Source organism: Mesorhizobium sp. WSM4850 (assembly GCF_055811735.1).
In genome coordinates, this window is record NZ_JBVVPV010000012.1 from 119,955 (window position 1) to 144,211 (window position 24,257).

The window sequence follows — 24,257 nt, forward strand, 5'->3', positions numbered from 1 at the left end:
CTCCGTTTCATCTGATCATGACCCCGAAAAGTGGGATCCGGTTTTCGGAGAAAGATCATGATCAAACGATGACATGGAGCCTGATCGGCTCGGAGACCGGGAACCTGCCAATGGCCGGGATATTTCGCGCCGCGTCTGTCGCCGTCCGGCAAGTGAGACGCGCGCGCATGATTGCCGGCGGGCTTGCCATCGCAGCGATCTCGGCCTGCACCACCGGCAGCGTGCTCTCGCTGAAACCGGCCGTTGATGTCGGCAGCCAGACATCAGCTGTCCCAGAATACGCTGGCCAGAAATACGCTGGAATGCAGCGCCTCGTCCCATCCAACCCTTACATGACCGCCGCCTATCCGCGCATGGACGAGCCGATGGCGCCGACCGAACAGATGCCGGCCAGCGAGGTCGAGTGCCGCAAGGATTTGAAGCGCCTGGGCGTCGTCTACACCGACCTTGCGCCGATCCGCGAAGGCCAGTGCGGCATCGACTATCCGGTCAAGATCTCGGCCATCGGCCGCATCGCGATGAAGCCGGCCGCGACGCTGACCTGCGACATGGCCGCCACCTTCGCCGGCTGGGCCAGGAATGAACTGGTCCCGTCCGCCCGCTGGCGTTATTTCTCCGGCGTCAGGACCATTCGCCAGGGCTCGAGCTATTCCTGCCGCAGGATCGCCGGCGAAGGCACGCTGTCGGAGCATGGCAAGGGCAACGCGCTCGACGTCATGAGCATCGAGCTTAGCAATGGCAAGGAGATCGACGTGCGCAAGCCCGGCCTGTTCGCCTTCCGCACCCGCGGCTTCCTCAACACTGTGCGCGCCGACGGCTGCCAGTATTTCACCACCGTGCTCGGCCCCGGCTACAATTACGACCACCGCAACCATTTCCATTTCGACATCAAGAACCGCAAGAACGGCTACCGCGCCTGCCGCTGAGCCCGATCGCGTGCCCACTGCCCAAGGTGTGCGCCGCCGCGTAGAATGACGTCACATAAGGTGAGGTCATATCACCACGGTGGTGTCGCATGAGCCGACGAAGCCTTCGACGACGCGCAACGATCTGGCTGGTGGCGTTCTGTGCCGGCTACCTCGTGCTCGCCTATTTCGCCGCGCCGGAATTCTGGACCCTGCGCGACCGCAACTTCCGCACACAGCGCTTCGAGATGGTGACGCACACGCCGCAAGGCATCGCCGGCGATCCGATCAATGTCGGCCTCGTCGGCACCAAAAAAGAGCTGGTCCACGCCTTCGCCGTCGCCGGATGGGACACGGCCGACGCTCTCACGCTGGAGACGGCGATCGAGATCGGCGAAAGCGTGCTGTTCGATCGGCCCTATCCAGACGCGCCGGTCAGCCGGCTGCTGTTCGAAGGCCGTGCACAGGATCTGGCCTTCGAGAAGCCGGTCGGCGACAGTGCCGACCGGCGTCATCACGTCCGCTTCTGGCAGACCGATGCGACCGGAGACGATGGCCGGCCGCTCTGGCTGGGTGCGGCAAGCTTCGATCGCGGCGTCGGCCTCAGCCACGAAACCGGCCAGGTCACCCACCATATCGGTCCCGACATCGACGCCGAGCGCGACCTCCTGATCCGCGACCTGTCTGCCGCAGGCATGCTGATCTCAACCAGCGAGATATCAGGCATCGGTGCGACAAGGACCGGGCGCAATGGCGGCGGCGATCCCTATTTCACCGACGGCAAGGCGGTAGTGGGCGTGCTGAGGCAGCTGCCGTAGGCGCAGGACCAACGGCCGGCGGCCGGCTCATCGACGCCCTGATCGAGCATTTTCGTCGCCGCCATGGGATGCCGCATGAGATGGTTGCGCCCGCCGGCATGAAAAATGACGCCCGTCTATTTTCGAAGACCGCGCCGCAATGCTATTGACCTCGCATGCTCTATGCTGAAATCGCCATCGTGGTCGTCCTCATCTGCGTGAACGGCCTTCTGGCAATGTCCGAACTTGCCATTGTCTCGTCACGGCCGGCCCGTCTCAAGGCGATGATCGACCGCGGCGTCAAGGGCGCCGGCCGCGCCTTGGCGCTCGGCGCCAATCCAGGCAAATTCCTGTCGTCGGTGCAGATCGGCATCACCCTGGTCGGCGTTCTGTCCGGCGCTTTTTCCGGCGCCACGCTCGGCGAGCGGCTGTCCGTGTTCCTGGCATCGACCGGCCTCCGCGAAAGCCTTGCCGACCCGATCGGCGTCGGCATCGTCGTCGCCCTCATCACCTATTTCTCGCTGATCATCGGCGAACTGGTGCCCAAGCAGATCGCGCTGCGCGATCCCGAACGCGTCGCCGCCAGGGTTGCTCCGGCGATGACCATCCTCGCCACCGTCTCGGCGCCGCTGGTTTTTCTGCTCGACATTTCCGGCCGCGCCATGCTGTGGCTGCTTGGCCAGCGCGGTGAAAGCGAGGAGAAGGTCACCGACGAGGAGATCAAGATGCTGGTCGCCGAGGCCGAGCATCACGGCACCATCGAATCCGACGAGCGGCGCATGATCGCCGGCGTCATGCGGCTCGGCGACCGCGCCGTCCGCGCGGTGATGACGCCGCGCACCGAGGTCGACTGGATCAACCTGCAGTCCGATGACGCGGCAATCCGGAAGCTCCTGATGGAGACCCAGCATTCGCGCCTGCCGGCCGGCGATGGCAGCGTCGACGCCATGATCGGCGTCGTCCAGACCCGCGACGTGCTGGCCGCGATGCTCGGAGGTCGCGCGCTCGACCCGCGCCGGCATGTGCGCACCGCTCCCATCGTCCATGACCAGGCCGACGCGCTGGATGTCCTTTCGACACTCAAGGAATCCAACGTGCCGATGGCGCTGGTCCATGACGAATACGGCCATTTCGAAGGCATCGTCACCCCGGCCGACATACTGGAAGCCATCACCGGCGTCTTCCGGGCGGACCTCGACGCCGGCGACGAAGAAAACGCCGTCAAACGTGACGACGGCTCATGGTTGCTCGCCGGCTACATGCAGGCCGACGAGATGGCCGACGTTCTCGGCATCGACCTGCCCGAGAACCGCGACTACGAGACTGTCGCCGGTTACGTGCTGGCGCATCTGCACCATCTGCCGACGACCGGCGAATGCGTCGATGCGCAGGGCTGGCGCTTCGAGGTCGTCGACCTCGACGGCCGCCGCATCGACAAGCTCATCGCCACCCGCCTGCCCGGCGGCCATCGCGAAATCGTGCGGTAGCAGTCAACGCGATGGGTAGGCAAGCCGGTCCTGGATCGCGGAAGGACATGGTGGATTCTGATCGGATCGACAAGCTGATCGCAGCGGTGCCGCCCGCCTTGGCGCTTCGCGCCGGGCTGGACCTTGGCATCTTCACCCGGCTCGGTAGCAGCGCGGTGACTGCCGACAGCCTTGGAGCCGAGCTCAAAGTCGAGCCCGATCGTCTGTCGCGGCTCCTCTACGCGCTCGCCAGCATCGGTCTCCTCGAAGTCAAGGATGGTCGATTTCGCAACGGCGCCGAAGCGGCGGCCTTCCTCGACGCGTCCAAGCCGACCTATCGCGGCGGCGATCATGCGCTCCTGCGCGAGCTCTGGGGAGCCGACCTGCTGACCGCAGAGTCGCTGCGACAGAACCGGCCGGCTGCGCTGCACGACTTTTCCGAAGCCGGGCCCGAGGCAGCGGCGGCCTTCAGCCGCATGCTCGCACCGGGCGGGGTAATTTTCGGCCGCCATCTGGCCCGGGAGATGGACCTCTCGGCGATCGGCTCGGTCATCGACATCGGCGGCGGCCCCGGGACCATTCTCGTCGGACTTCGCGAGCGGCGGCCGCAGATTGCGGCGACGCTGATGGAACTCCCAACGGTCGCAGCGGTCGCGAAAGATATCCTGTCAGAATACGGTGCCGACGACGTGGTTGTCGAAGAGGGTGACATAACTGTCGCGCCGTCGATCGGTCGGCACGATCTGGCGATCCTGAAGGCCGTCGTCCAGGTCCTGCCGCCCGACCAGGCGCGCAGTTCGATCCTGAACGCGGCGCGTTGCCTCACACCCGGCGGCGAGATCGCAATTGCGGGGTGGGGTGTCGTCGATGACGACCGCCTCGGCCCGCCTGAGGGTGTGTTTCTGAATCTCACCTTCCTGAACCTCTATCGCCACGGCGAATCGTACACTGAAGGTCAGTATCGCGCGTGGATGACCGAGGCTGGATTCCGGGATATCTCCAGGTCGCGCCTGACGGACGGCTCCACCTTGTTTCGTGCGCGCCTCACGGGCTGATCGTGGCTGAATGGCCAAGCGCAATCTGCGTTCGCTCAATAAAGCCGATCATCAACGCGGCTGCCGCCTCGGCGTGGGTTTCGAGCAGGAAGTGGCCGCCGTCGAAGATGTGCGCTTCCATACGTGGAAGGTCTTGCATCCACGACAGTGTTTCGGCGATGTCGAAGAACGGGTCGTGGCGGCCCCACAGCATGAGCGCCGGCGGTTGCCACGTTTCGATATAGTCGGCGATGAGACTGAACCGCGCGACATGGTTGGCGTAGTCGACGAGGAGCGCGCGTTGTGTTTCCATGCCGCCAGGCTGATTCATCACCCTCCAGTCCTCGATCCAGGGTTCGCCTTTGATCTGGGCAGCGACATCCTCCGGCAAGCCGCCCAAATATTGCTCGCGGGTGCCTTCTAAGGTCAAAAACGCGGTAGCCTCCCTTTCGTTCTCTTCCGTCGGGTTTGACCAGAATTCGAACGTGGCTTGCCATTGCGGTCCGAACCCTGTGCGGTGTGCGTTGGCGCTCTGAATGATGAGGCCTGAGACGAGGTCGGGGGATTGCATGGCGACCTGGAGACTCACAGGCGCGCCCCAATCGTGCAGGTAGATGAAGCGCCGATCGATCGCGAGATGAGTTAAGAGCTCCTGGATTGCGCCGCTGAACGTTTCGAACGACGGCGCGGGCAACGGCGCCGATTGGCCGTAGCCAGGCAAGTCGGGGGCGATGACGAAGGCGACCCGCGAAAGGCCGGGAATGATGCCCTGGAAGGTGCGCGACGAACTCGGGAATCCGTGCAGGAGCAGCAGCGCGGGATTGGACGCATCTCCCGCGGTGATGAAGGAAAGCTCGGTCCCGCCGGACAGGTGCAGCCGCTGTTGCGTGGGGGATGTCATGCCTGCACTCCTCGCACTGCTCCGGGATGGGCTCGATCAGGGTGCATCTCCTGTGTTCGCTTGATGAACTCGATCATCAGGGAGAGTGCTGGCTCGGCGTGCGTCTCAAGCAGGAAGTGCCCGCCGTCGAAAACATGCGCTTCCATACGCGGCAGATCCTGCATCCAGGACAGCGTTTCGGCGATATCGAAATATGGGTCGTGACGGCCCCAAAGCATGAGCGCCGGCGGTTGCCATCTCTTCAAATAGGCGGCGATCGTATCGAAACGCCCGGCATGGCTTTTGTAGTCGCCGATAAGCGCGCGGTGGGTCTGCATGCGGCCGGGAAGATTCATCACCCTCCAGTCCTCGACCCAAGGGTCGCCCCTGATCGTGGCGGCGACATCCTCTGGCAGGCCGCCCAAATATTGCTCGCGCGTGAATTCGAAGGTCAGGTCGGGGGTCGCGGCCGCTTCGTTCTCTTTTGTCGGTTCTGACCAGAATTTCAACACGGCGTCCCAGACGGGACCGAAGCCGGTTCGATGCGCGTTTGCGTTCTGGATGATGAGACCCGAAACCAGCTCGGGCGCTTGCATTGCAATCTGCAGACCCACGGCGGCGCCCCAGTCATGAATGTGGATGAAGCGGCGCCCGATCGCGAGGTGGGTAAGCAATTCGGAAATCGCCTTGCTGATCGCGTCGTAGGAGGGTGTCGGCGGGACATCGGACTGGCCATGGCCCGGGAGGTCGGGCGCGATCACATAGGCTGCGCCCGCCAATCCGGGAATCACATCGCGGAATGCATTTGCGGAGCTGGGAAACCCATGCAGGAGGAGCAAAGCCGGGTTGGATGGATCGCCCGCAGTGACGTAGGCAAGCTCGGTTCCGCCGGAGAGACGCATTTGGCGTGGGGCAGGCAGTCTCATATCAGGATTCCTTTTTTGCCGTCCGGAAATGGAGTTAAGTCCAAACCAGTGGCGCGAGTTCCGCATGTCGCCGACAGCGTTGGCCGGCGAGACGCGGGGGTAGTGCGGCTCCTGTTTCGGATTCACTACTCGGCCGAGGATCAGCGGCCGGCTGGTGTTGCGACAACGCGCTCTATCGCCGTCGCCAGGAAGGTCGTGCCGCGCCGGTGCTCGCTGCTGTCCTGGCGCATGAACAGGCCGTTGGCGATTCCCTCATACATACCGAGCAATGCATCTGCCACCTCGCCCGGCACGCCTTCCTCGGCAAGCAGCGCGGCACGCTCCTCCGGCGCAACAAGCACAGGCGTCACCGGCCGGCCGAGAACGTCCGCGAAGGCCGATGCCACGTCGCCGGCGCTCCAGTCTTCCGGTCCGCCCAGCTCCACGACCCGCTTTCCGGTCCACTCCTCGCACAGCACGGTCGCTGCCGCGCGCCCGACATCGATCGTGCTCACCATCGGGATTTTCTGCGGCGGCTCGATAAAGGTCGGCAGTATGCTTTGCGACAGGACCGCTTGCGCCACCTCGTTCCAGGTTTCGACAAAATACCCCGACCGCAGGAAGGCGGTGGCCGGCGCCACGCCGTCGAGCAGCGCCTCGAAGCGGTTGAGGGTGGCGATGACGCCGGTGCCGGAGGCATGCTGCGCGCCGATGGACGACAGGACGACGGCCTTTGGCAGACCCGCACGCCGTGCCGCATCGGCAAGCGCGGCGCCGATTTCTTCCGTGCGCTGATAGGGATCACCGCTCACCGGCGGCGGGTTGAGCAGGAACGCGGCCCGCGCGCCGGTCAGGGCAGCGGCCATGGCGCCGACGTCCTCCATGCTTGCGACGGCTACCTCCGCACCGAGGGCTGTCCATTTTTCGCCCTGATCCTTGCGACGCACGACGACGCGCACGGCTTCGCCGCCTGCGATCAGGGCGCGCGCGACTTCGCCGCCGGCCCGTCCGTTTGCTCCAAGCACGACATGCATCACTTCTTCTCCTCATCTCGATTGACGGGGGAACGATAGGCGCAGGCTTCCAATGCGTCCAATGCATGGTGTATATAGTCGCCATGCACGAAGTGGATTTACGCCGGATCGATCTGAACCTGCTGGTGGCGCTCGAAGCGCTGCTGGACGAGAAGAACGTCACCCGTGCCGCAAGCCGGCTCGGCATGAGCCAGCCCGCCGCGAGCCGAGCGCTCGGCCGATTGCGCGCGCTGTTTTCGGATGCGCTGCTGGTCGATGGACCGGGCGGCTACGTCCTTAGCGCCCGTGCGGAAGAAGTGCGCCCGGTGCTGCGCGGCATCTTGGCGGGTGTGCGAGAGATGGTCGAGGCCAACGTGTTCGATCCCGCCACCGCCACCGGCCGGATCCGGCTGCTGATGCCCGATCTCCAGGCCGCCGTGCTGGCGCCGCACCTGCTCGCCCGCCTTGGACGCGAGGCGCCGTCCCTTGATCTCGATATCGTCGCGCCGGGCACGGACGCGGTCGAAGCGCTGGAGCAGGGTATCGCCGATGCGATGGTGGCGCTGGTCGACGAAGCCCCGGCCGGCATCCGCCGGCGCGGTCTCTATGACGAGAAGCTCGTGACGCTGATGCGGGCGGAGCACCCGGCGCTCGCCCGAAAGCTGACGCTCGAACGTTTCCTGGCGCTTGAGCATATCGTGGTGAGCGTCACCGGCGTCGGGCCTGCGCCTGTCGACGAGGTGCTTGCCCGCATCGGGCGAACGCGGCGGGTGAAGCTGCGCGTGCCGAACTTCTTCGCGGCGGTCGAGATCGCCGCTCGCTCCGACCTGATCATGACCCTGCCTTCGAGCCTGGCGCGAGCGGCCGCCAACATGAAGCGCTTCGTGTCGTTGCCGCCGCCCCTCGATCTTGGCAGCTTCACGATGAGCCTCGTCTGGCACGCGCGCCAGCAGGACGCGCCCAGGCACATATGGTTGAGACGTGCCATTGTCACGGCGGCGGCGGATATGTCATCGGCGATCGACGTTGGAAACTGAGGCCGCAAAGCGGCTCCCTGGAGCACAACGCCTCGAGCCGACCCGCGTTCAGGAAAGATGCTCTAGAACGGTCTCAACCGAAGCCCAGGTTCGGCGCTTGCGTTTCCGCCTGCGCCTTCAATCACGGTCGGCCCCCTCCGCCTGCCAGAGCTGGATCGGGTTGCCCTCCGGATCGGCAAGCCGGGCGAACCAGCCATTAGGGTAATGTTCGGTGTCGACCTCGACCGCAATTCCGGCTGCCGTGAGCTGTGCGACCATGGCCTGGAGGTCGCGCACCCGGAAATTGATCATCCACTGCTGATCGACCCGACCGAAGTAATCACTAGTCGCGGCAAAGGGAGCAAAGACGGTGGCGCCCTGCTGCTGCTCCCACGAGCGGTCATCATAGCTTTCTGGCGGCAGCGCAACGCCGAGATGGCCGGCATACCATCGAGCGAGCGCATCGGGCTCCTTCGCTCGGAAGAAGAAGCCACCGATGCCGAGCACCTTTTCCATTTTATCTCCTTACTGACACGATCGCGGTGATGACCACCCCAATCCATACGCGTAGTGCCAGGCGCTACATGGCTTCTTGGTTAAAAACCTGACAATGCCGCTGCACTGTGCAACAGCTCGTGTTTGTTGGCGAACTGTTCTGGAGGTCGCGGTGCGGACCAGGCAGACATCAGCTCGGCGCGGAATTTAGCTGTCTCCAGTGGTGATTTGACCCACGTTCGACTGTAGCGGAGATGACCGCCGTTGGAAGGTCAGCAATCACACCAATGGCAGGAAGATGTCGGTGATGGCTTCGTGCTCGGCAACCATCGGAACAAAACTCCCGCTGACAGTAGAGGGGAAAATCCCGAAGGGCCTCAACACCCGTTTCATACGCGTGTGGTAGGGATCTTGCCGCATCGTCATCTTGCTCTCCTGTGGTGAGAGCAATCTGCCAGCTTGCGAGACAACGCGCTCGACTGTTCTTGCTGAACACAGGCGCCGTTCGCTTCGATGCGGAGCCGTTGGCGGTGGAGCACTGCTAACCGGGTTCAGACCGGCAGGCGGAACTGTTTGCGCAAGCTCTTGTCGAACATCTCTGCGGGGGCAAAGCGGCGCAGAATGCTGACCTGGCGCGCTGCCTTGCCGGCGGTATAGCGACGCCGCGGGCGGGCATCGGTCGCCGCCTTGACCACGACAGCCGCCACCACTTCCGGCGGATCGGCCTTGGGCATCACATCGCCCAGCAGCGCCTTGAGCCCGGCGCGCGCCCGATCATATTCCTGCAACACCGAATCCGGCTCGATCCCGTTCTGGTCGAAGACGGTACGCACGAATGCCGGCTCGATGACCGAGACGCGAATACCAAAAGCACGAACCTCGTGATCGAGCGATTCCGAATAGCCCTCAAGCGCGTGCTTGACCGCAGAGTAATGGGCTGAGTATGGCGCCGGCACCAATCCCAGAATCGAGCCGATATTGATGATGTGCCCTGCGCCGCGCTGCCGCATTGACGGCAACACCGCATTGATCATGCGGATGACGCCGAACAGATTGACGTCGAACAGGGCCTGCACCTGTGCGACCGAGGATTCCTCGGCACCGCCAAGCAGACCGACGCCGGCATTGTTGACCAGGAGGTCGATCCGCCCGGTCTGCGCCAGCACGGTCGAAACGAGGGCGCCGACAGAAGCGTCATCGGTCACGTCGCAAACCAGCATGGTCACTCCCTCCGGGCCGTTGCCGACAGGGCGGCGACTTGTCCCGAAGACGGTGAATCCTGCCCGCGCAAGCGCCTCGGCGCTGGCGTGGCCGATGCCCGAGGAGGCTCCGGTCACAACAGCGGTTTTTTCGGAATTCGCATTCATTTCGTGCTCCAAATCGTCAGGGCCAGACTTCTCTCGCCGGTTGAATTATGGTCATAATAACATATTACGATCATAATGCAATACCAGAAGGGAAAGGCAGTCACGTGCTACGAAAAGGGCTGAAAGAACGCGTCACGGCCGGATCATGGGAGTTGCTGACCCATCCTGCGTCAGGACGATGTGAGGGCAAACGATCAACGCTTGTCCGCCGGCTGGCCGCTGGTCGTCGAAGGGATGCGGGCGATGACCTTGATCTCGAAATCGAAGCCGGCAAGCCAATTGACGCCCACTGCCGTCCAGTTCGGATAGGGAGGTCCGCCGATCTCCTCCGCCCGGACGGCCAGCACCGTTTCGATCTGTTGGTCCGGGTTGGTGTGGAAGGTGGTGACGTCCACAACGTCGTCGAAGCTGCACCCGGCGGCGGCCAGGACCGCGCGCAGATTGGCAAATGCCCGCCGAACCTGATCCTCAAATGCGGGCTCGGGCGAACCGTCCTCACGGCTGCCGACCTGCCCCGAGACGAAGAGAAGATCGCCGGAGCGAATGGCCGCGGAATATCGATGAATATCGTATAACGCGTGGCGTTTGGCCGGATAGATGGCGTCACGTGCAGGCATTTCGTGTTCCTTTCTGTCTTGAAAACGGCAGCGCGCCGGAGGCGCCGAGTTGATACAGGCAGGAGATAGGGCAATCGCATTACGCGCATAAGCCGTTGAAATCGGCATGAGGTGATGCAAAATTACCATCAATGCCCCGCCCGTCCCTCAACGATCTCACCGCCTTCTTGGCCGTTGCCACGCACCGCAGCTTCCGCCGCGCAGCGGACGAGATCGGCACGGCACCTTCCACATTGAGCCACACCATGCGCGCGCTCGAGGAGCGCATGGGCGTGCGCCTTCTCAACCGCACCACACGCAGCGTCTCGCCGACGGAAGCCGGTTTCCAGTTGCTCGATCGCCTTCAGCCGGCGCTCGCGTCGCTGGACGAGGCGCTCGACAGCGTCGCCGGGTTCAGGGGCAATGTCGCGGGCACCGTCCGCATCAACGCACCGCGACTGGTGGCCGGGCTTCTCGTTCGCGGGGTTCTTCCGCGGATGGCGGAGCGCCATCCGGACGTGATCGTGGACATCGTCGTCGAGGGGCGGCTGATCGACATCGTGTCCAGCGGCTTCGACGCCGGCGTGCGCCTCCTCGGATCGGTCCCCAAGGACATGATCGCCGTGCCGCTTGCACGCCGGTTGAGGTTCATCTGTGTCGCGTCGCCCGCCTACCTCGATCGCTTCGGCGACCCGGGAACCCCCGAGGAATTGCAACGCCACCATTGCATCGGCCACCGCATGCCCAGCGGCAAGCTTTACCGATGGGAGTTCGAACGCGCCGGCCAGGAACTCGTGATCGAGGCAAACGGCCCCGTCGTCCTCGACGACGAAGAACTGATGGTCGAAGCCGCAATTGAGGATCTGGGAGTCGCCTACGTGGCCGATTGGGCCGCCGAAGCGGCCTTGTCCGACGGCCGGCTGCGCAAGGTCCTGACCGCGTGGATGCCCGCTGCGGAAGAAGTTGCGGTTTACTACCCCGGACATCGAGCCGTACCGCCCGCACTGCGGGCCTTTCTCGATGTCGTCAAAGACCTGCGGAACAAAGAACCTTAGCGACGAGCAGCCGCGCCATGACCGGTCGTTGGGCCGGAGGATTCGGAGTGCTCAGTTCGATCCTATTGCCCCAACGCACCAGTGTTCTGCCTCAGTGCGGACGAATCCTGCATTGGGCCGATGACCAGTTCGATCGGTCGGGCTGAAGCAGGCGATGACGCAAGTGGGGCCGAGGGCGGACCGGCAGCTTGTAGTTTGATATGTAGGTGAGCAGACATACAGCTCGGCGCAGGAATCCCCCATCTTTTGCTATCAGATAGCCGACATTCGCGACAACCTGCGCTGATGTTCCGTTGCGGACTTCCCATATCGCACGAAAGAGCCGGACTTGATTGGAACTCTATCGTCGAGCAGATCAGCCACACGACATAGTCTGCCAAACACCGACATTGCGCCTTCGCCTCGGTATGGGAACGCGCGAGCCGAGAAAATTCGGTAGTCGCGCAGCCGCCATCATGCAGACCTATTAGATTTAGCACCTAGCGGATCGATCCGTAGCATATTCTGCCCACCAAGAGATAACGGGATGGATAAAGAGTATGCAAAGGTTCGAGGCAAAGGAATGCATTATGGACGATCCGCTTAGATCCATGAATCGGCCCGGTCTTGGACGTGCAACGATGGGCTACCAGCCGGCCGAGAATGATTTGTTGAGCGAGGTGCTGCGCGACCTGCGCCTTGCCCATGCGAGATATGGCCGCAGCGAATTAACGGCGCCCTGGGGCATCGCCGTGCCGTTCAGGGAGGGCGTACGATTTCATGCGATGCTCGAGGGTCAGTGCTGGATACAAGCCAAGAGCTTGCCACCGCTGCTGCTGGAATGTGGCGATGTGCTTCTTCTTCCCCACGGAACAGAGCACACCATGTCCGACCGGCCCAAAGGGAGAGCCTTGCCACTGGACGATATCAAACCGGCGTTGATCGGGAATGGAACCTACGAATTGAAGTCTGGCGGCGGCGGTCCGCGATCGCTGATCGCATGCTGTACGATCGGCTTTGAGGGGCCGACGGCAAATCCGCTCCTGGAACTGCTGCCTCCGGTGATGCATATCCGCTATGCAGAGCACAGCGATACTGTCCTGCCAAACCTCCTTTCTATGATGGCGCGGGAGGCTGATGGGCAAAGAATCGGATCGGCAACGGTAATGGCGCGCCTTGCTGATATTGTCATGACGCAAGTAATCAGATCCTGGGTCGAGACGTGTTCCGACAATCTGACTGGTTGGCTGGCGGCCGTGCGGGATCCGCAAATCGGGTCTGCGCTTGCAAGAATCCATCGCTCCCCCGGCGAAGACTGGCCAGTCGATCGCCTGGCGGCATTGTCTGGGCTGTCGCGATCGAGGTTTTCGCAGCGATTCAAGGGTCTGTTGTCGGTATCTCCCGCCCGCTATCTCCTGCAATGGAGGCTTAGGCTGGCCGAATCCTGGTTGCGGAACGGATATATGTCGCTGTCACAGGTCGCGTCTGAGTTGGGATATGAGTCCGATGCATCCTTCAGCAGGGCATTCAAACGCTTCATAGGCGTCTCGCCAGGCGCGGTCCGAGATTCCGGGCGCGGGTGAGCAAAACAGAGACGGGATCGGTCCTGCATATCGCCTGATGCGATCCACGGCTAATGTAATCAGTGCGACAAACGGTCAGACATTCAAGCGTTTCTGCCATAGCGGCGCCGCGCCAGGATCTGCAAATTCTCAAATGCCGTAACCACTTCGACCGATTCGCGAGTCAAAGCAGCGACTGCATCGCGGCGGATTATCGAAGGAGCAATAGCCGGGATTTCGCATGCGCCATGAACGCATGACGTGTGAATGCAGAATACCTCCTAGGTCCGCTACCAGAAGGAGACTCATATGGCGTTGGTGTTGCCTGATCTTCCCCCACCAGCCACTGGCGAACACACGCCCTATTGCATTATCGCCAAGCATCGCGCCGCTCCTGGTCAAGGCGAAGCGCTCGTTACCCGGATGCTTGAGGATCTCGAAGCGACGAGATCAGAAACGGGCTGTCTACAATTCCACATCCATCGTGATCGATCCGACCCCGATCTCATCGTCATCTACGAAGTCTGGCGCAGTGTCGATGCAGTCAAGAGCCACTTCAGCGAAGCCTATGTCCAGAGGTTCGTCGTAGATGGTGGTGAGCTCGAACCGGGCGACATGGAGACGCAGTGGCTTGAGATGCTGAGCCCATATGCCAGCGGCAGAGATCCGCGATGACCGGTGACGAGCAGTCTCTTCTGAATCAGCGAGTCGTGATCGTTGGCGGGACAAGCGGCATGGGCATGGGGGCGGCTCTTGCGGCCTCGCGCGCAGGCGCCGAGGTCATCGCGCTCGGGCGGCGGCCACCGGCGAAATTGGCTGCAGAACAAAGCGCCCACGGTTCAATCACCTTCCAGTCGCTGGACATGACCGACGATGCGGCGGTCGAGCAAGTATTCGAAACGCTGGGGGCGCTCGACCACCTTCTCATCACCGCAACTCCACCAAATCCTGGAGGAACCTTCCTCTCCCAAACGCTGGCCGACGCGCAGCCCGTTCTGTATGGCAAGCTCCTGGGCAGTTGGTCTTGCGCGCGGCACGCGGCGCCCAAGATGCGGAAAGGCGGTTCGATCACATTCACTACTGGAGGCTTGGTGACCAAGCCTCGCATGGGCGCTTCGATGATGATGGTCGCGTTCGCTGGTCTGGAGGCGCTGACACGAGCCCTTGCGCTCGAACTCGGTCCGATCCGCGTCAACACAATCCGTCCAGGCGTCATAGACAGCGAAATGTGGGCCGGCATGCCGCAAACCAAGCGGGAGGCGTTTTTCGCGCTGGTGCGCGAGAGCTTCCCAGCAGGTCGCGTTGGAAAAGTCGACGATATCGGCAAGGCCGCACTTTTCCTGATGACTAATGATTTCGTGACCGGCGCTATTCTAGAAGTTTCAGGAGGTGAAACGCTGGTCAGCATCGAATGATCTAACAGATAGAGCCTCAAGGGTTAAGAGATCAGTATCGATCCGGTTCACGCGGAAAGTTCACAACGGTGAGCCTCAACCAAGCGCGTTACAGCAATTTCCAATAAACAATGGACCGCAGATGAGAAGAATCATTGAGGCACTACACGTTGCCCTAATTGTCGTTGCGTTCGCCCTCCCCGTTCCTTCCGGCGCATTGGCTCAAGATGGCTCGGCCGCGGCCGCGCCCCCGACGCAGTCCGAGTTACCCAAATGGCTTAGTCGCGGCTTGCCGGGTCAGGCGCATGAGGTTCTGGCGCCACTAGTTGGCACCTGGCGGGTCCAGTTGAGCTTCTACGGCACGCTCGGCCGCAGCCCCGATCAGCCGCCGCTCGTGACGGACGACCTCATTAGCCGTCGGCAGTGGTTGGCAGGCGGCCGTTACATCGAAGACACGATGGAGGGGACGCTGGATGGAGCGCCAATCTGGCGCAAAGGCTGGCTCGGCTATAGTATCATGGACGACCGATACGAGTGGATTACGATCGATCCTGTCAACACAACCATGATGTACTACGAAGGCATCCCTGGATCCGGAAATCAAAGGCCCATCAGCATGTCCGGGGCCTTCACCGACCAGGGTGTGGCTGGCGAAGACACGGTCGGCAAGTCGATCGGCATGCGCACAGTAATCAAAATCGAGAACAACGATCGCCATGTCTTTGAGCTCTATTTCACGCGTCCCGGACAGCAAGAGACGTTGGCCACACGCGGCCTCTATACACGGCTGAAAGAGTGAGCGTCCGCTCGAGGACGGCCCGGCGTCTCATTAGCTCGCTCGGTGCTTGGCAATGGCGCAACCGCGACCTCCAGCACTGTCTACTTTCAGGAGGCCGCAAAGCTGATCTTTACGGCCGACATGAGGCGCAAAGCAGCCCTGCCGCCGTCGCGTGTGAGACTCTGCTTCGGGTCACAAGCAGAACAGCGGCCCCCTACGGCTCGTCCCTCTCATCGCGCAAATTAGACACAACGCGGCGGTTCTGCGACCTGCAGGCGGTGTCGGGGCAGTCGCGGACGAGCCTGTCCTTGCCGTAGCCCTTGGCCCACATGCGGTTGCGGTCTATGCCGCCGGCGGCGAGGTAGTCCATCACCGCATCGGCGCGCTGCTGCGACAGCGCCGTTTCACTTGCGCCGGGATCGTCGGCGAAACCCTGCAGCTTGAGCAGCCAGCGCGGATGCTTTGCTAACCAGGCGATCTGGGTGTCGAGGGTGGCCTTGGCGACAGAATCGAGCGCGGCCGAACCTTGCGTGAAATAGGTGCGGCGGCCGACATTGAGGATAAAATCCTCCTCGCTGCCCGGCTGCACGTTCTGGAAGCCGGCAACCTCGGTGTTGGTGATGTCGGGCGTGGAAGGGGCCAGCGTGTTGCTGGTCGAGCAGGATGCGGCCAGCACCAGCAGGCCGGCAGCGAGCAGCCGGCGCGTGTTCTCAATCATGCGGTTCATGAGGCGCCAATCATTCGACAGTGGTGGAAGCGGGCGCCTGGTCGGCGATGTGCGGCAGGACCTGCACCGCGGTGCCGATCGGGCAGCGCTGGTAGAGGTCGATGATGTCTTCCGGGAACATGCGGATGCAGCCGCTGGAAGCGTCGGTGCCGATGCTCCATGGCTCCAGCGTGCCATGCAGGCGGTAGCCGGTGTCGGCGCCGTTGCGGTGCAGATAGAGCGCGCGCGGCCCGAGCGGATTGTTGGACGCGCCGCCTGCGACCATGTGCGGTAGGTCCGGCTTGCGCTTACGCATTTCGGGGGGCGGGACCCATTGCGGCCACAGCGCGCGGCGGTCGATCGTCGCGCGGCCGTACCATTTGAAGCCGTCCTTGCCGACGCCGACGCCGTAGCGGATGGCGGTTTTGTTTTCCATGATGACGTAGAGGAAGTGGTGGCGGGTATCGACCACGACGGTGCCGACCGGCTCGCTGCTGAAATACTTGACGATCTGGCGATGCCATCTCTTGTCGATCTTGGCGAAGTTGGTCTTGCGATAGACAAAATTGTTGTCGCTGGCGGTACCGGCGAAAAAGGATTTTGCCGCCGCGGCTTGAGCAATATTGCTGGTTACACCCACCGCGACCAGCGCCAGGCCGCCGAGCACGACACCCCTGCGTGATAAAACCATCGGCAATATCCCCCCCCCATGCCAAAAGCTTGGCGGACCATAGTTGAGAATTACTTTGCCTCAAAGTGGAAAATTCTGCGTTGCTTCAGTCCGCCGTGTCCGGACATTCGGCAATTTGGCGGCGAGTGACCGAATTGTGACAATCTTGCCGAGGACGAACGTCTAACCTAAACCCCATCCAGGACCTTAACCAAATTGGCGCGACTGTTTGGGACCGAGCGTAGTTGCGACATTGCCCTATCCGGACGTGTGAGCAATGCCCACCAGCAGATTCAAAATGTTGCGGAAGCCGTGCGCCTCATAGATGCCGATCCAAACCAGGGCGTTGCTACTGCCGCGGCCGCGCTGGGGCTGTCCTATTCTTCGCTCTATCGACTGTTCCGAAACCTCGTGGGCCTTTCACCAAAACGATACGCGGGCGTCATGCGCTATTATCGACTAGTTGGGGCTCTGCTGGCCGACGCGCCCGCCGGCGGACTGGCGCAATTGGCCGCCATGCAAGGCTATTTCGATCAAGCCCATGCGAGCCGCGATTTCCGGCGTTATACAGGCATCGGGCAAGCCGAATTCCGGCGCCATTTAAACGGAATTGCCAAGTTGATGAACACTCTTTGAACATCTGCACAATCGCGTAGGCGCATGCAGCCTGTGTCGACGGCTCTGTCGCTCAGGATGCGCCAGCGGCGGCATGCTCACCACAGGAGATATAAAATGGCCGACATGACAACACCCGACACCGCGCTTCTCGCGGCCCTCACGACAGAGCATTTCGTGCAGCAATCGGCGATCAGCGCAACCATCAGCGAAATGGCGTCGCGAACGACCATCTACATCATGTCTCTATCGAGCGCTCTAGTGGCGACGGGCTTTGTCGCGCAGTCGCCTGAATTCCTTCAGCCGTTTCTCCTAGCCGTGCTGCCATCGCTCTTTTTGCTGGGTAGCTTCACCGTCTTAAGGTTGATCGATATAGCCGCCGAGAACATGCAGGCCCATATCGGCATCGCCCGGATCAGGGCCTACTACCGAACGCTGGGGGAGGATGCTGCTTTTCAGTTTTCCGAAGAGTTCGGCCGTTGGCCAGAAAACGACGCCGAACCGTCGCTGCGTGCCGGGCCGCTCCTGGCGCATCTGACCACAGCCGCGACGATGATCGCTTTCGTAAATGCCATTGTCGCGGCGGCGGGCGTGACCCTTCTAGCACTATATGTCGGATCAGCGTTGGCGCCTGCACTGTGCCTTGGTGCCGGCACAACAACCGGCTTGATGATACTATTCTATTGGTACCAACGCCTTCGAACGAAAGGCATGGTCCGTCTCGCCAAAGCTTATGGCCCTGAAAAGAGCGTTCTTTGAGCGGGAGGTCAATGCAGTCGGGGTGATACAGCGCATCCGGGCTTTGTCGCCTATCGCAGGCCACTTCAACTGGCCGGCAACACAATGACCGCTTTGAAAGCCGGGCCCGTCTATTGGCGAAGCGATATGGTTGGTAGAGCCGACGGATAGTCGCCGGCTTCACATCACGTCTTTTGGCAAGAACGCCTAGCCCGAATTCATGTCGGGACGAACGCGTACACGTAACTCCTAGCGCCAGCTTTCGGTTGGCGAGCGCCCAGGCAGTGGTTTTCCAACAGCGCGACCGCGATGAAAAACGAGACTTGACCGATGGCAACAGCGAGCGTGGCGAGCGCTTTGTCGTCGTAGAGGCTGGAAGCTCGGGCGTACAGCGCATCCGCAACGCGTTCGTTGCCGGCATCCGGGACGAAAATGGCCTCGACAAGGGCCAGTGCAACCCGTTCCGCTTCGCTGAAGCAGGTCGCCGCCTTCCACTGCGCTATTGCGGCGATGCGTTCGTCCGTATCCTGCGTTTTTCGCAGGTTGGACTTGTGCAACGCCGTGAGATACTCGCTGCCCACAATCTGACGTGCCCGAAGTTGGACCAGGTCTTGGGAGGAATGGTTCCGGTTGCGGTGGCTTTCGCTTGACCGGGGCGGTACTCGGGCGCGGGCGGAGCCTTAGAAATGACTCGCCACCAGCTGCAAGCCCCACAAAGGTCTCGCGCGGGATCAAGGCCCGTCGAGAGTAGTCGAGTGTAGAAAGGTCTCAATCGGTCCATACGGAGGGCAGCATACAGGACAATCCATCTGCCCTTGCGCCGGGTGTGGCAAACAAGGCGTCAGCCAAGCTAGACACTTACTGGGCGCCGCTATCTATGCGGCATTGGCTTTCGAGGTGGCAGGGGAGGAAGGGCAGGCGTCGCAGTGGACGGTGTGTTGCAGCAGGCTACCACCAGGACCGCGCCCCAAGAAGTCTCTTTTGCATCATTTCCCACCGCAGCCCCGCGGCACTACGCGGCTAAGCCAACTCTTTCATGACCTAGACAGGAGGTTACGGCTGGTTTGTGAAGGCTGAGCGCAGAACGTCGACTGTCCGCAATCCCACGCGGATTGAATAGGCAGCTCTCAGGGTCAGGTTGCGGGCACATAGGCGCAAAGCCAAAGGGGCCGGGCAGTGGGAGCTGCCAGCTTCTGGACAAGGTGGCGCTCACACGCCCGCACCGAGTCTCCGATCGGCGGCAGAACCCCGCAATACGACAGAATGTAAGTTGCGTACCGTAGGCCGCGCGCGACCCTCGGACGACCTTTGGTTAGCAACCTCAAGAAGGGCTACTCATGAGCGACATCACCTTAATCGGACTTGGACCCATGGGGTCTGCGCTTGGCTCCGCACTCCTTTCCCAGGCCATACCCTAACTGTTTGGAATCGGACTGCAAGTAAGGCCGATGCCCTGGTGGAGGCGGGAGCGCTTCGCGCAGAGACCCTCGCCAGCGCGGTTGGTGCCAGTCCGCGGATCCTGGTGTGCGTTTCTGGATATGGGGCCGCGCCTGACAGAAGACGCCATAAGAGAAGGTCACGGAGCCGACAACCTCGCCAGGCTTATCGAAGTCATAAGAAAAAGGACTGAGAAAGCGGATGTGGAGCGTTCACGGGAACGCAGCGCTCCTTTCGGGGCGAACGAGTGGGCGGACACCTCCCAATCACGGAGGAGCGGCGATCTGAGCGGACCGGCAGCTTTTGTGCACTGGCGAGAGATTGCTCAACGGCCGGAGTTAGGTGCAAAGCTGTCATTCGTGGCCGACCGCTTTGATCTTCGGACTTGTCGATTGGTTGCACTGGCGCTTCCGTCGGACGAAGATTGACGGCGGGATGATGTCATCCGAGTCCTGCAGGGCGAGCTAACCAGCGGACCGGGCCCACGGTGTAGATAGCGAAACTACGCATTCGTCTGCATCGAGCTCAGTAGGCGTCGCTCTTCTTCGACAATATAATCGCGGATGATTGGGACATCGTCACGGCGAGCCGAGATCAGAATCTGGAAGACAAAATTTGAACCGTTTAGGAAGCCGAGTTCGGCCGACGCCAGATAGAAATCCCACATACGGCAGAAGCGTTCGCCCATCATGGCGACTGCCTCCTCGCGCCTGGCCTCATAACCGAGACGCCAATCGTGGATCGTCCAGTAATAGTGCAGCCGCAAATTTTCGCAGTCGGCGCACCAGATCCCCGTGCGCTCCAACGAGGCAAACACCTCTGACAAAGCCGGCACATACCCACCTGGAAAGATATACTTGCGGATGAACGGCGCCGTCGTACCAGGCGGTGACATGCGTCCGATCGCATGAACCAATGCGAAGCCGCCCTCCTTCAACAATCTACTGATGATTGTGAAATAGCTGTCGAAATGAACGACGCCCACGTGCTCCATCATTCCGATCGAGACAACACGGTCGAACTGTCCGCTGACCTCGCGATAGTCGACCTCGCGAAAATCGATCTGATGAGCGACCCCGGCCTCGATCGCTCGAAGCCGAGACGCCGCCAATTGCTCCGTCGAAACGTTGATCGCCGTGACCTTCACGTCGCAATACTTGGCGAGATAGATGGCGAGAGTGCCCCAGCCTGAGCCGATTTCTATCACATGCATGCCCGGCTCTAGCTTGAGCTTCGCGGCAATGTGGCGATGCTTGTCCATCTGCGCTTGCAGCAGATTGTTGTCCGGTGCCGTATAATAGGCGCACGAATAGGTCATTGTCTCGTCGAGCCATAGCTCATAAAATTTCGTCGGGATGTCGTAGTGATGCTGAACGTTTTTTGCGGCGAGACCCAGCTTGTTGTTCTGCTGGCGTCGGCGCAACGCACGCCAGACTTTCCGCAACGCCTTCTGAACGGGGTGGGCTGCCAACCCAGTGCGGTTGACAGAAAAAAGTGACAAGAGGTCAAATGCTTTGCCACCGTTCTCGATCACCAAGCGGCCATCCATGTAGGCTTCGGCCGCCTTCAGTTCCGGATTGAAGAAGATCTCGCGTTCGACCGCTTTGTCGGTTAGGCGGATCGTCACGTCGGGCCCATCCTGTCCACTGCCGAAGGCTTGCCTGAAACCGTCCTCGAATATGACAGTCAGGCGCCCATTTTTTACAAAACGGGAGAGCAGATTTGGCAGCAGACGCATTGTGGCTCGTTTCTCGTGACTTACCCCGTAAGTATGACTGCCCGGTGTCGGTACATCAATACCGATCTGGGGCGGAGAGGGATCGGACTTCAGAAGTCTCCTCCCAATGCCGAAGTAGCGACCCATCCGGGGCCGCCTGCCCCGCGATCGGAAATGTCTGCCCTGGCGCAATAAGATGTCCAAGGTGGTCGCCGGCAGCGTCTGCTATCCGGCAATCGCAAAGATCGCCTCAAGGGCGGACATGCGGCGCAAAGCAGCCATGCCGCCGTCGCGTGTGAGACTCTGCTTCGGGTCGGAGAACGAACCCGCTACGCGGGAGGGCGCCTGCGGTTGAGGTAGAGATCAGGGACCGGTCGTCGCGCCCGCATTGAGCGTCATTCGGCGGCAGAGCATGACGGGCTTCTTCAACAAGGAGCCTGACCATGACCCATCCCGCTCTCGATGCACACCCATCAGCCCTTTGCGCCAGTGGTTGATCGGCGACATGAACATGTGGCGTTTCTCACGGGAGACGCAGCGCAACTATCTCCGACCCATTCGGATTTGCGTAGCGGCGCGAGCCAGGCGGCGAAGGTGTCAGCCTAGTGCAAGGCCGGCCAGGTCACGGAAGAAGGCCAGATCGCCTGATCGATGCTTGGGAGGTTTTCCAACGCGGGCCGATGTCTGCGTTTTGCGCGCCCGCATCGAAAAACCTTCACCGAGTCGGTCATCTGATGGAGGCGCCAGAGCCTCCAAAGGCGGACGATCGACAGCTTTTTGAGGTGAGCGTAACGAGATTCGTCAACGGGCGGATCCCCAAAACGGCACCGACCCGAGAACAGTGGCTTTATCATTTTTTGAGTCCTGCGCGGTAAGGTTCCGCGCATGTGGTTGAAGACTTACTTGATCATCACCGGCGTCGGCGCGTTTGTGGCGCTGACAATGCCATGGCTGGTCATCATCGGCAGTTTCCTGATTGTCCCGGGGCTCATCCTCGCGTCGATGCCAACGGCCTTCATGTATGGCGTCGCCTTCGCGCTCTTCCGCTTGCTGCTCGGAAGTTTCGTTTCAGGCGTTCCTCTGAACGTCATATCGGGCGCCGCGACGCTGGCATTGTTCTGGACCATCCCCCAGCCAGGCCTCACCTGGGCGAGAGGCATGCTGGCCAGCCTGGAGGAGCCGGACATTCAGTCGAGCGCACCGATTGCGCTCAAGGGCGACATTCTCCTCGCCCGCCCGTTCGAGGGCCGTTGCGATGCATTGTGCGCGGCCTTGCTCAAGACCCCGGGCGTCAATTCGGTCCGCGTCCAGACCCTTCGCGGTCATTCCAATACTTATCGCGTCGTGCCGGACTCGACGCCCGGCAAACGAAGCACCGTTATCGGGCATGGCCTGCTGGAAGAGCGGCGCTACGATGCCTCCGATCCACTCGCCCCTCAGCGCGCGCTGGAAGCCGAATGGAACCTGATGATGTCAGAGGGCAAGGCGCTGCTGCAAAACGACGACTCCCCCGAACCCGGCTTCACCATCGCGATCGAGGACGGCCCTGCCGTGCCCGATTCCAAGCCCCGGTCGGGACGGGTGGATTGGTCGCTCGAACCCTCCGCACCCCACCGCAAGGCGCTCACCATCACCGACGCCGGTGAACAGGTGCTGCTGCGGCAGTCAATCCTGTCGATCTTTGCCCCGGCGGCGCCGTTGCTGATCGGGACTTCGGGCGGGATCGAGAACTTCCGGTTCGGCTGGGCGCGTCGGCGGCTCGGTGACGGAAGGATGTACGCCGAGGTTCCGGTCAACCGGCTGCTACTCGACCACACCAGCGTTTCGCGCGGCGTGGATATCGAAGCGGCGAAAACGAGAACGCGCGAGGAACTTGCCAGAGCGCTCGACGATCCGCTTAAGCCGGTGAGCGATCCCGCGTTCGCGCTCGCCAATCAGTGGATGGACTCGTTCCGCGCGAACGACCAGCCGCTCGGCGAGAGCGACCGGCGTCTGCTGGTTCGCATCTTGGAGGACCCGCGGGTGCGATCCTCAGACGGGCTGTGGGCGATCATCAAACAGGTCGATGGCGACTCCGCCGATCTGCGGCGGCTCGCCGCCAGCCGCTACCTCGCGGCCACCGACAAGAAGGAGGCGCGCCACTGGATCAATGCCCTGGCCGGCCTCCCTGTAGGTGCATACGCCGATCCTCTGCCGGAAGAGCGCGCGATTCTCGCAGATCCGGCGGTCAGCCGCTTTGCCACCGGCCTGATCAAGCGCCAGGGCGACCGCGGCGTCGATGCCGTCCCCGACCTGTTGCGGCTGCTGCGCGAGTACTCCGTCTACGATCCGGGCAAGTATGGCTTCAGCGACCTGACCGCGGCTACCGATGCCGTGCGAAGCGGCTTTCGCCGCATTGGCCCTGCGGCCTCTTTCGTGCGGCCTGAGATCGAGCAGCTCCTGGCTTCGCCGGGTCTGGAGTACCGCTACAAGACGCTCGGCCCGGAAGAATGGGACGCGCTGCTGGTCGTCCTTGGGACGCCTGTCGAAACGCTTACCAAGCCGGAAAACCGAAGTGGAACCGACGCGCGGTACCGCGAGCGCGTCGCTAAACGAGCCGCCAGGCCTTACGATCCGCGCCGGGATTGATCGCCGAAACGGGACGAGAACCTCGCCAATTTATTGCATGCGGATTCCGCTATTTCGGCCTAATCGTTCAAGCGATTGATCGTGCTTCGAAACATCCTGCTTTTTGGAAGAGTGTGCCGCCGCTCAGAGGCAGAATCTCAGCGCAGAGTAACGTCAATGGTTTGATTCAGCCCTTGTCCGCGATGGCGGGATCGTTGGTTACTGGCGCAACCATGATCTCCAGCGTGGTCGTTGGCTATGTCTGCTTTCAGGAAACGGCAAAACTGATCTCAACGACCTGAATGAGGCGCAGGGCCGACCGACACAAGGTGTAGGGTCTTGTCGGAGGCTTGTGAGAACGCTGATCGGTGGTCTCGAACGCTTTCTGAGGTGCTAACTGCAACGATTGCGGGTAGCATGCGCCGCGGTGATAGGTTCGGCAGCCGCTTGCGACGAGGGGGCTCATATGTCCGACTTGCTATTGAAGCAACTCGCCTCGATCGGGTGTCGCGGACCTGTGATCAC

Annotated in this window: 25 protein-coding genes; 14 read left to right on the top strand and 11 right to left on the bottom strand. The window is 61.9% G+C overall.

Annotation, left to right across the window (positions count from 1 at the left end; all coding sequences use genetic code 11):
- The first annotated feature begins 110 nt into the window (after positions 1 to 110).
- From AC0L2Z_RS14720 to AC0L2Z_RS14735, 4 genes are all read left to right on the top strand, one after another.
- The gene (locus AC0L2Z_RS14720; RefSeq protein WP_473628479.1) at positions 111 to 926 is read left to right on the top strand and encodes an extensin-like domain-containing protein; all 816 of its coding nucleotides are present in this window, start codon (positions 111 to 113) and stop codon (positions 924 to 926) included.
- An 89-nt stretch (positions 927 to 1,015) separates the two neighbouring features.
- Entirely contained in the window at positions 1,016 to 1,723 is a 708-nt protein-coding gene (locus tag AC0L2Z_RS14725) for an LssY C-terminal domain-containing protein (RefSeq protein WP_128169589.1), read from the top strand.
- Between the two features lie 155 nt (positions 1,724 to 1,878).
- Entirely contained in the window at positions 1,879 to 3,189 is a 1,311-nt protein-coding gene (locus AC0L2Z_RS14730; protein WP_473495489.1) for a hemolysin family protein, read from the top strand.
- Between the two features lie 98 nt (positions 3,190 to 3,287).
- A complete protein-coding gene (locus AC0L2Z_RS14735; RefSeq protein WP_473628480.1) occupies positions 3,288 to 4,223 on the top strand; it encodes a methyltransferase in 936 nt (311 codons plus the stop codon).
- Here the strand turns inward: AC0L2Z_RS14735 and AC0L2Z_RS14740 are convergent.
- The 3 genes from AC0L2Z_RS14740 to AC0L2Z_RS14750 all read right to left on the bottom strand — a co-directional run bounded on the left by AC0L2Z_RS14740 (position 4,213) and on the right by AC0L2Z_RS14750 (position 7,021).
- Positions 4,213 to 5,103 (bottom strand): alpha/beta fold hydrolase, encoded by an 891-nt coding sequence (locus AC0L2Z_RS14740; protein ID WP_473628482.1) that lies wholly within the window; start codon positions 5,101 to 5,103, stop codon positions 4,213 to 4,215. The genes AC0L2Z_RS14735 and AC0L2Z_RS14740 overlap by 11 nt on opposite strands.
- On the bottom strand, positions 5,100 to 6,008 hold the full coding sequence (locus AC0L2Z_RS14745; RefSeq protein ID WP_473628484.1) for an alpha/beta fold hydrolase: 909 nt from the start codon (positions 6,006 to 6,008) through the stop codon (positions 5,100 to 5,102). The genes AC0L2Z_RS14740 and AC0L2Z_RS14745 overlap by 4 nt, the downstream gene beginning before the upstream one ends.
- A 140-nt stretch (positions 6,009 to 6,148) precedes the next feature.
- Positions 6,149 to 7,021 (bottom strand): NmrA family NAD(P)-binding protein, encoded by an 873-nt coding sequence (locus AC0L2Z_RS14750; protein WP_473628485.1) that lies wholly within the window; start codon positions 7,019 to 7,021, stop codon positions 6,149 to 6,151.
- A gap of 83 nt (positions 7,022 to 7,104) precedes the next feature.
- On the opposite strand from AC0L2Z_RS14750, the gene AC0L2Z_RS14755 reads away from it, so the two are divergent.
- A complete protein-coding gene (locus AC0L2Z_RS14755; protein WP_473628503.1) occupies positions 7,105 to 8,037 on the top strand; it encodes a LysR family transcriptional regulator in 933 nt (310 codons plus the stop codon).
- Positions 8,038 to 8,154: 117 nt separating this feature from the next.
- Here the strand turns inward: AC0L2Z_RS14755 and AC0L2Z_RS14760 are convergent, their stop codons facing one another.
- The 4 genes from AC0L2Z_RS14760 to AC0L2Z_RS14775 form a co-directional block, all read right to left on the bottom strand.
- Positions 8,155 to 8,532 (bottom strand): VOC family protein, encoded by a 378-nt coding sequence (locus tag AC0L2Z_RS14760; protein WP_473508358.1) that lies wholly within the window; start codon positions 8,530 to 8,532, stop codon positions 8,155 to 8,157.
- Positions 8,533 to 8,790: 258 nt separating this feature from the next.
- Positions 8,791 to 8,937, bottom strand: coding sequence for a hypothetical protein (locus tag AC0L2Z_RS14765; RefSeq protein WP_473628487.1), 147 nt, complete (start codon positions 8,935 to 8,937; stop codon positions 8,791 to 8,793).
- 125 nt (positions 8,938 to 9,062) lie between these two features.
- Positions 9,063 to 9,878: an oxidoreductase gene (locus tag AC0L2Z_RS14770; RefSeq protein ID WP_473587291.1), complete on the bottom strand. Its 816-nt coding sequence runs from the start codon at positions 9,876 to 9,878 to the stop codon at positions 9,063 to 9,065.
- 194 nt (positions 9,879 to 10,072) lie between these two features.
- Positions 10,073 to 10,495: a RidA family protein gene (locus AC0L2Z_RS14775; protein WP_128176280.1), complete on the bottom strand. Its 423-nt coding sequence runs from the start codon at positions 10,493 to 10,495 to the stop codon at positions 10,073 to 10,075.
- Between the two features lie 131 nt (positions 10,496 to 10,626).
- Between AC0L2Z_RS14775 and AC0L2Z_RS14780 the strand changes: the two genes are divergently transcribed.
- From AC0L2Z_RS14780 to AC0L2Z_RS14800, 5 genes are all read left to right on the top strand, one after another.
- Positions 10,627 to 11,529, top strand: a complete 903-nt coding sequence (locus AC0L2Z_RS14780; protein ID WP_473628489.1) for a LysR family transcriptional regulator — start codon at positions 10,627 to 10,629, stop codon at positions 11,527 to 11,529.
- A gap of 569 nt (positions 11,530 to 12,098) precedes the next feature.
- A complete protein-coding gene (locus AC0L2Z_RS14785; protein ID WP_287260269.1) occupies positions 12,099 to 13,091 on the top strand; it encodes an AraC family transcriptional regulator in 993 nt (330 codons plus the stop codon).
- Between the two features lie 288 nt (positions 13,092 to 13,379).
- Entirely contained in the window at positions 13,380 to 13,745 is a 366-nt protein-coding gene (locus tag AC0L2Z_RS14790; RefSeq protein ID WP_023799825.1) for a putative quinol monooxygenase, read from the top strand.
- The gene (locus AC0L2Z_RS14795; RefSeq protein ID WP_473628490.1) at positions 13,742 to 14,485 is read left to right on the top strand and encodes an SDR family oxidoreductase; all 744 of its coding nucleotides are present in this window, start codon (positions 13,742 to 13,744) and stop codon (positions 14,483 to 14,485) included. Before AC0L2Z_RS14790 ends, AC0L2Z_RS14795 begins: the two co-directional genes overlap by 4 nt.
- A 121-nt stretch (positions 14,486 to 14,606) precedes the next feature.
- Positions 14,607 to 15,263, top strand: a complete 657-nt coding sequence (locus AC0L2Z_RS14800) for a DUF1579 family protein (RefSeq protein WP_473615745.1) — start codon at positions 14,607 to 14,609, stop codon at positions 15,261 to 15,263.
- Positions 15,264 to 15,456: 193 nt separating this feature from the next.
- Here AC0L2Z_RS14800 and AC0L2Z_RS14805 read toward each other — a convergent pair whose 3' ends face one another.
- Together AC0L2Z_RS14805 and AC0L2Z_RS14810 are read right to left on the bottom strand one after the other, a co-directional pair.
- Positions 15,457 to 15,969 carry an OmpA family protein gene (locus AC0L2Z_RS14805; protein ID WP_027155108.1) on the bottom strand — a complete coding sequence of 171 codons (513 nt, stop codon included), beginning with the start codon at positions 15,967 to 15,969 and terminating at the stop codon, positions 15,457 to 15,459.
- A 10-nt stretch (positions 15,970 to 15,979) separates the two neighbouring features.
- Positions 15,980 to 16,639: a L,D-transpeptidase gene (locus tag AC0L2Z_RS14810; RefSeq protein ID WP_473628492.1), complete on the bottom strand. Its 660-nt coding sequence runs from the start codon at positions 16,637 to 16,639 to the stop codon at positions 15,980 to 15,982.
- Positions 16,640 to 16,834: 195 nt separating this feature from the next.
- On the opposite strand from AC0L2Z_RS14810, the gene AC0L2Z_RS14815 reads away from it, so the two are divergent.
- Both AC0L2Z_RS14815 and AC0L2Z_RS14820 read left to right on the top strand, forming a co-directional pair.
- Positions 16,835 to 17,254 carry a helix-turn-helix domain-containing protein gene (locus tag AC0L2Z_RS14815; RefSeq protein ID WP_473628494.1) on the top strand — a complete coding sequence of 140 codons (420 nt, stop codon included), beginning with the start codon at positions 16,835 to 16,837 and terminating at the stop codon, positions 17,252 to 17,254.
- Between the two features lie 96 nt (positions 17,255 to 17,350).
- Positions 17,351 to 17,992 (top strand): hypothetical protein, encoded by a 642-nt coding sequence (locus AC0L2Z_RS14820; RefSeq protein WP_473628496.1) that lies wholly within the window; start codon positions 17,351 to 17,353, stop codon positions 17,990 to 17,992.
- A gap of 197 nt (positions 17,993 to 18,189) precedes the next feature.
- On the opposite strand, the gene AC0L2Z_RS14825 is transcribed toward AC0L2Z_RS14820, so the two are convergent.
- Both AC0L2Z_RS14825 and AC0L2Z_RS14830 read right to left on the bottom strand, forming a co-directional pair.
- On the bottom strand, positions 18,190 to 18,579 hold the full coding sequence (locus AC0L2Z_RS14825; protein WP_473628504.1) for a carboxymuconolactone decarboxylase family protein: 390 nt from the start codon (positions 18,577 to 18,579) through the stop codon (positions 18,190 to 18,192).
- A gap of 1,331 nt (positions 18,580 to 19,910) precedes the next feature.
- Positions 19,911 to 21,146 carry an SAM-dependent methyltransferase gene (locus AC0L2Z_RS14830; RefSeq protein ID WP_128176361.1) on the bottom strand — a complete coding sequence of 412 codons (1,236 nt, stop codon included), beginning with the start codon at positions 21,144 to 21,146 and terminating at the stop codon, positions 19,911 to 19,913.
- A gap of 882 nt (positions 21,147 to 22,028) precedes the next feature.
- Here AC0L2Z_RS14830 and AC0L2Z_RS14835 point away from each other — a divergent pair.
- Positions 22,029 to 23,753, top strand: a complete 1,725-nt coding sequence (locus AC0L2Z_RS14835) for a hypothetical protein (RefSeq protein ID WP_473628497.1) — start codon at positions 22,029 to 22,031, stop codon at positions 23,751 to 23,753.
- Positions 23,750 to 24,034, top strand: a complete 285-nt coding sequence (locus AC0L2Z_RS14840) for a hypothetical protein (RefSeq protein WP_128247240.1) — start codon at positions 23,750 to 23,752, stop codon at positions 24,032 to 24,034. The genes AC0L2Z_RS14835 and AC0L2Z_RS14840 overlap by 4 nt, the downstream gene beginning before the upstream one ends.
- The last annotated feature ends 223 nt before the right edge of the window (positions 24,035 to 24,257 follow it).

Excerpts from the sequence above, each read along its gene's own strand:
- AC0L2Z_RS14795 (WP_473628490.1), top strand. The coding sequence starts at position 13,742 with ATGACCGGTGACGAGCAGTCTCTTCTGAATCAGCGAGTCGTGATCGTT.
- AC0L2Z_RS14785 (WP_287260269.1), top strand. The coding sequence starts at position 12,099 with ATGGACGATCCGCTTAGATCCATGAATCGGCCCGGTCTTGGACGTGCA.
- AC0L2Z_RS14720 (WP_473628479.1), top strand. The coding sequence starts at position 111 with ATGGCCGGGATATTTCGCGCCGCGTCTGTCGCCGTCCGGCAAGTGAGA.
- AC0L2Z_RS14775 (WP_128176280.1), bottom strand. The coding sequence starts at position 10,495 with ATGCCTGCACGTGACGCCATCTATCCGGCCAAACGCCACGCGTTATAC.
- AC0L2Z_RS14800 (WP_473615745.1), top strand. The coding sequence starts at position 14,607 with ATGAGAAGAATCATTGAGGCACTACACGTTGCCCTAATTGTCGTTGCG.
- AC0L2Z_RS14820 (WP_473628496.1), top strand. The coding sequence starts at position 17,351 with ATGGCCGACATGACAACACCCGACACCGCGCTTCTCGCGGCCCTCACG.
- AC0L2Z_RS14750 (WP_473628485.1), bottom strand. The coding sequence starts at position 7,021 with ATGCATGTCGTGCTTGGAGCAAACGGACGGGCCGGCGGCGAAGTCGCG.
- AC0L2Z_RS14790 (WP_023799825.1), top strand. The coding sequence starts at position 13,380 with ATGGCGTTGGTGTTGCCTGATCTTCCCCCACCAGCCACTGGCGAACAC.
- AC0L2Z_RS14780 (WP_473628489.1), top strand. The coding sequence starts at position 10,627 with ATGCCCCGCCCGTCCCTCAACGATCTCACCGCCTTCTTGGCCGTTGCC.
- AC0L2Z_RS14810 (WP_473628492.1), bottom strand. The coding sequence starts at position 16,639 with ATGGTTTTATCACGCAGGGGTGTCGTGCTCGGCGGCCTGGCGCTGGTC.
- AC0L2Z_RS14830 (WP_128176361.1), bottom strand. The coding sequence starts at position 21,146 with ATGCGTCTGCTGCCAAATCTGCTCTCCCGTTTTGTAAAAAATGGGCGC.
- AC0L2Z_RS14730 (WP_473495489.1), top strand. The coding sequence starts at position 1,879 with ATGCTCTATGCTGAAATCGCCATCGTGGTCGTCCTCATCTGCGTGAAC.
- AC0L2Z_RS14805 (WP_027155108.1), bottom strand. The coding sequence starts at position 15,969 with ATGAACCGCATGATTGAGAACACGCGCCGGCTGCTCGCTGCCGGCCTG.
- AC0L2Z_RS14755 (WP_473628503.1), top strand. The coding sequence starts at position 7,105 with ATGCACGAAGTGGATTTACGCCGGATCGATCTGAACCTGCTGGTGGCG.
- AC0L2Z_RS14765 (WP_473628487.1), bottom strand. The coding sequence starts at position 8,937 with ATGACGATGCGGCAAGATCCCTACCACACGCGTATGAAACGGGTGTTG.
- AC0L2Z_RS14745 (WP_473628484.1), bottom strand. The coding sequence starts at position 6,008 with ATGAGACTGCCTGCCCCACGCCAAATGCGTCTCTCCGGCGGAACCGAG.
- AC0L2Z_RS14770 (WP_473587291.1), bottom strand. The coding sequence starts at position 9,878 with ATGAATGCGAATTCCGAAAAAACCGCTGTTGTGACCGGAGCCTCCTCG.
- AC0L2Z_RS14725 (WP_128169589.1), top strand. The coding sequence starts at position 1,016 with ATGAGCCGACGAAGCCTTCGACGACGCGCAACGATCTGGCTGGTGGCG.
- AC0L2Z_RS14760 (WP_473508358.1), bottom strand. The coding sequence starts at position 8,532 with ATGGAAAAGGTGCTCGGCATCGGTGGCTTCTTCTTCCGAGCGAAGGAG.
- AC0L2Z_RS14740 (WP_473628482.1), bottom strand. The coding sequence starts at position 5,103 with ATGACATCCCCCACGCAACAGCGGCTGCACCTGTCCGGCGGGACCGAG.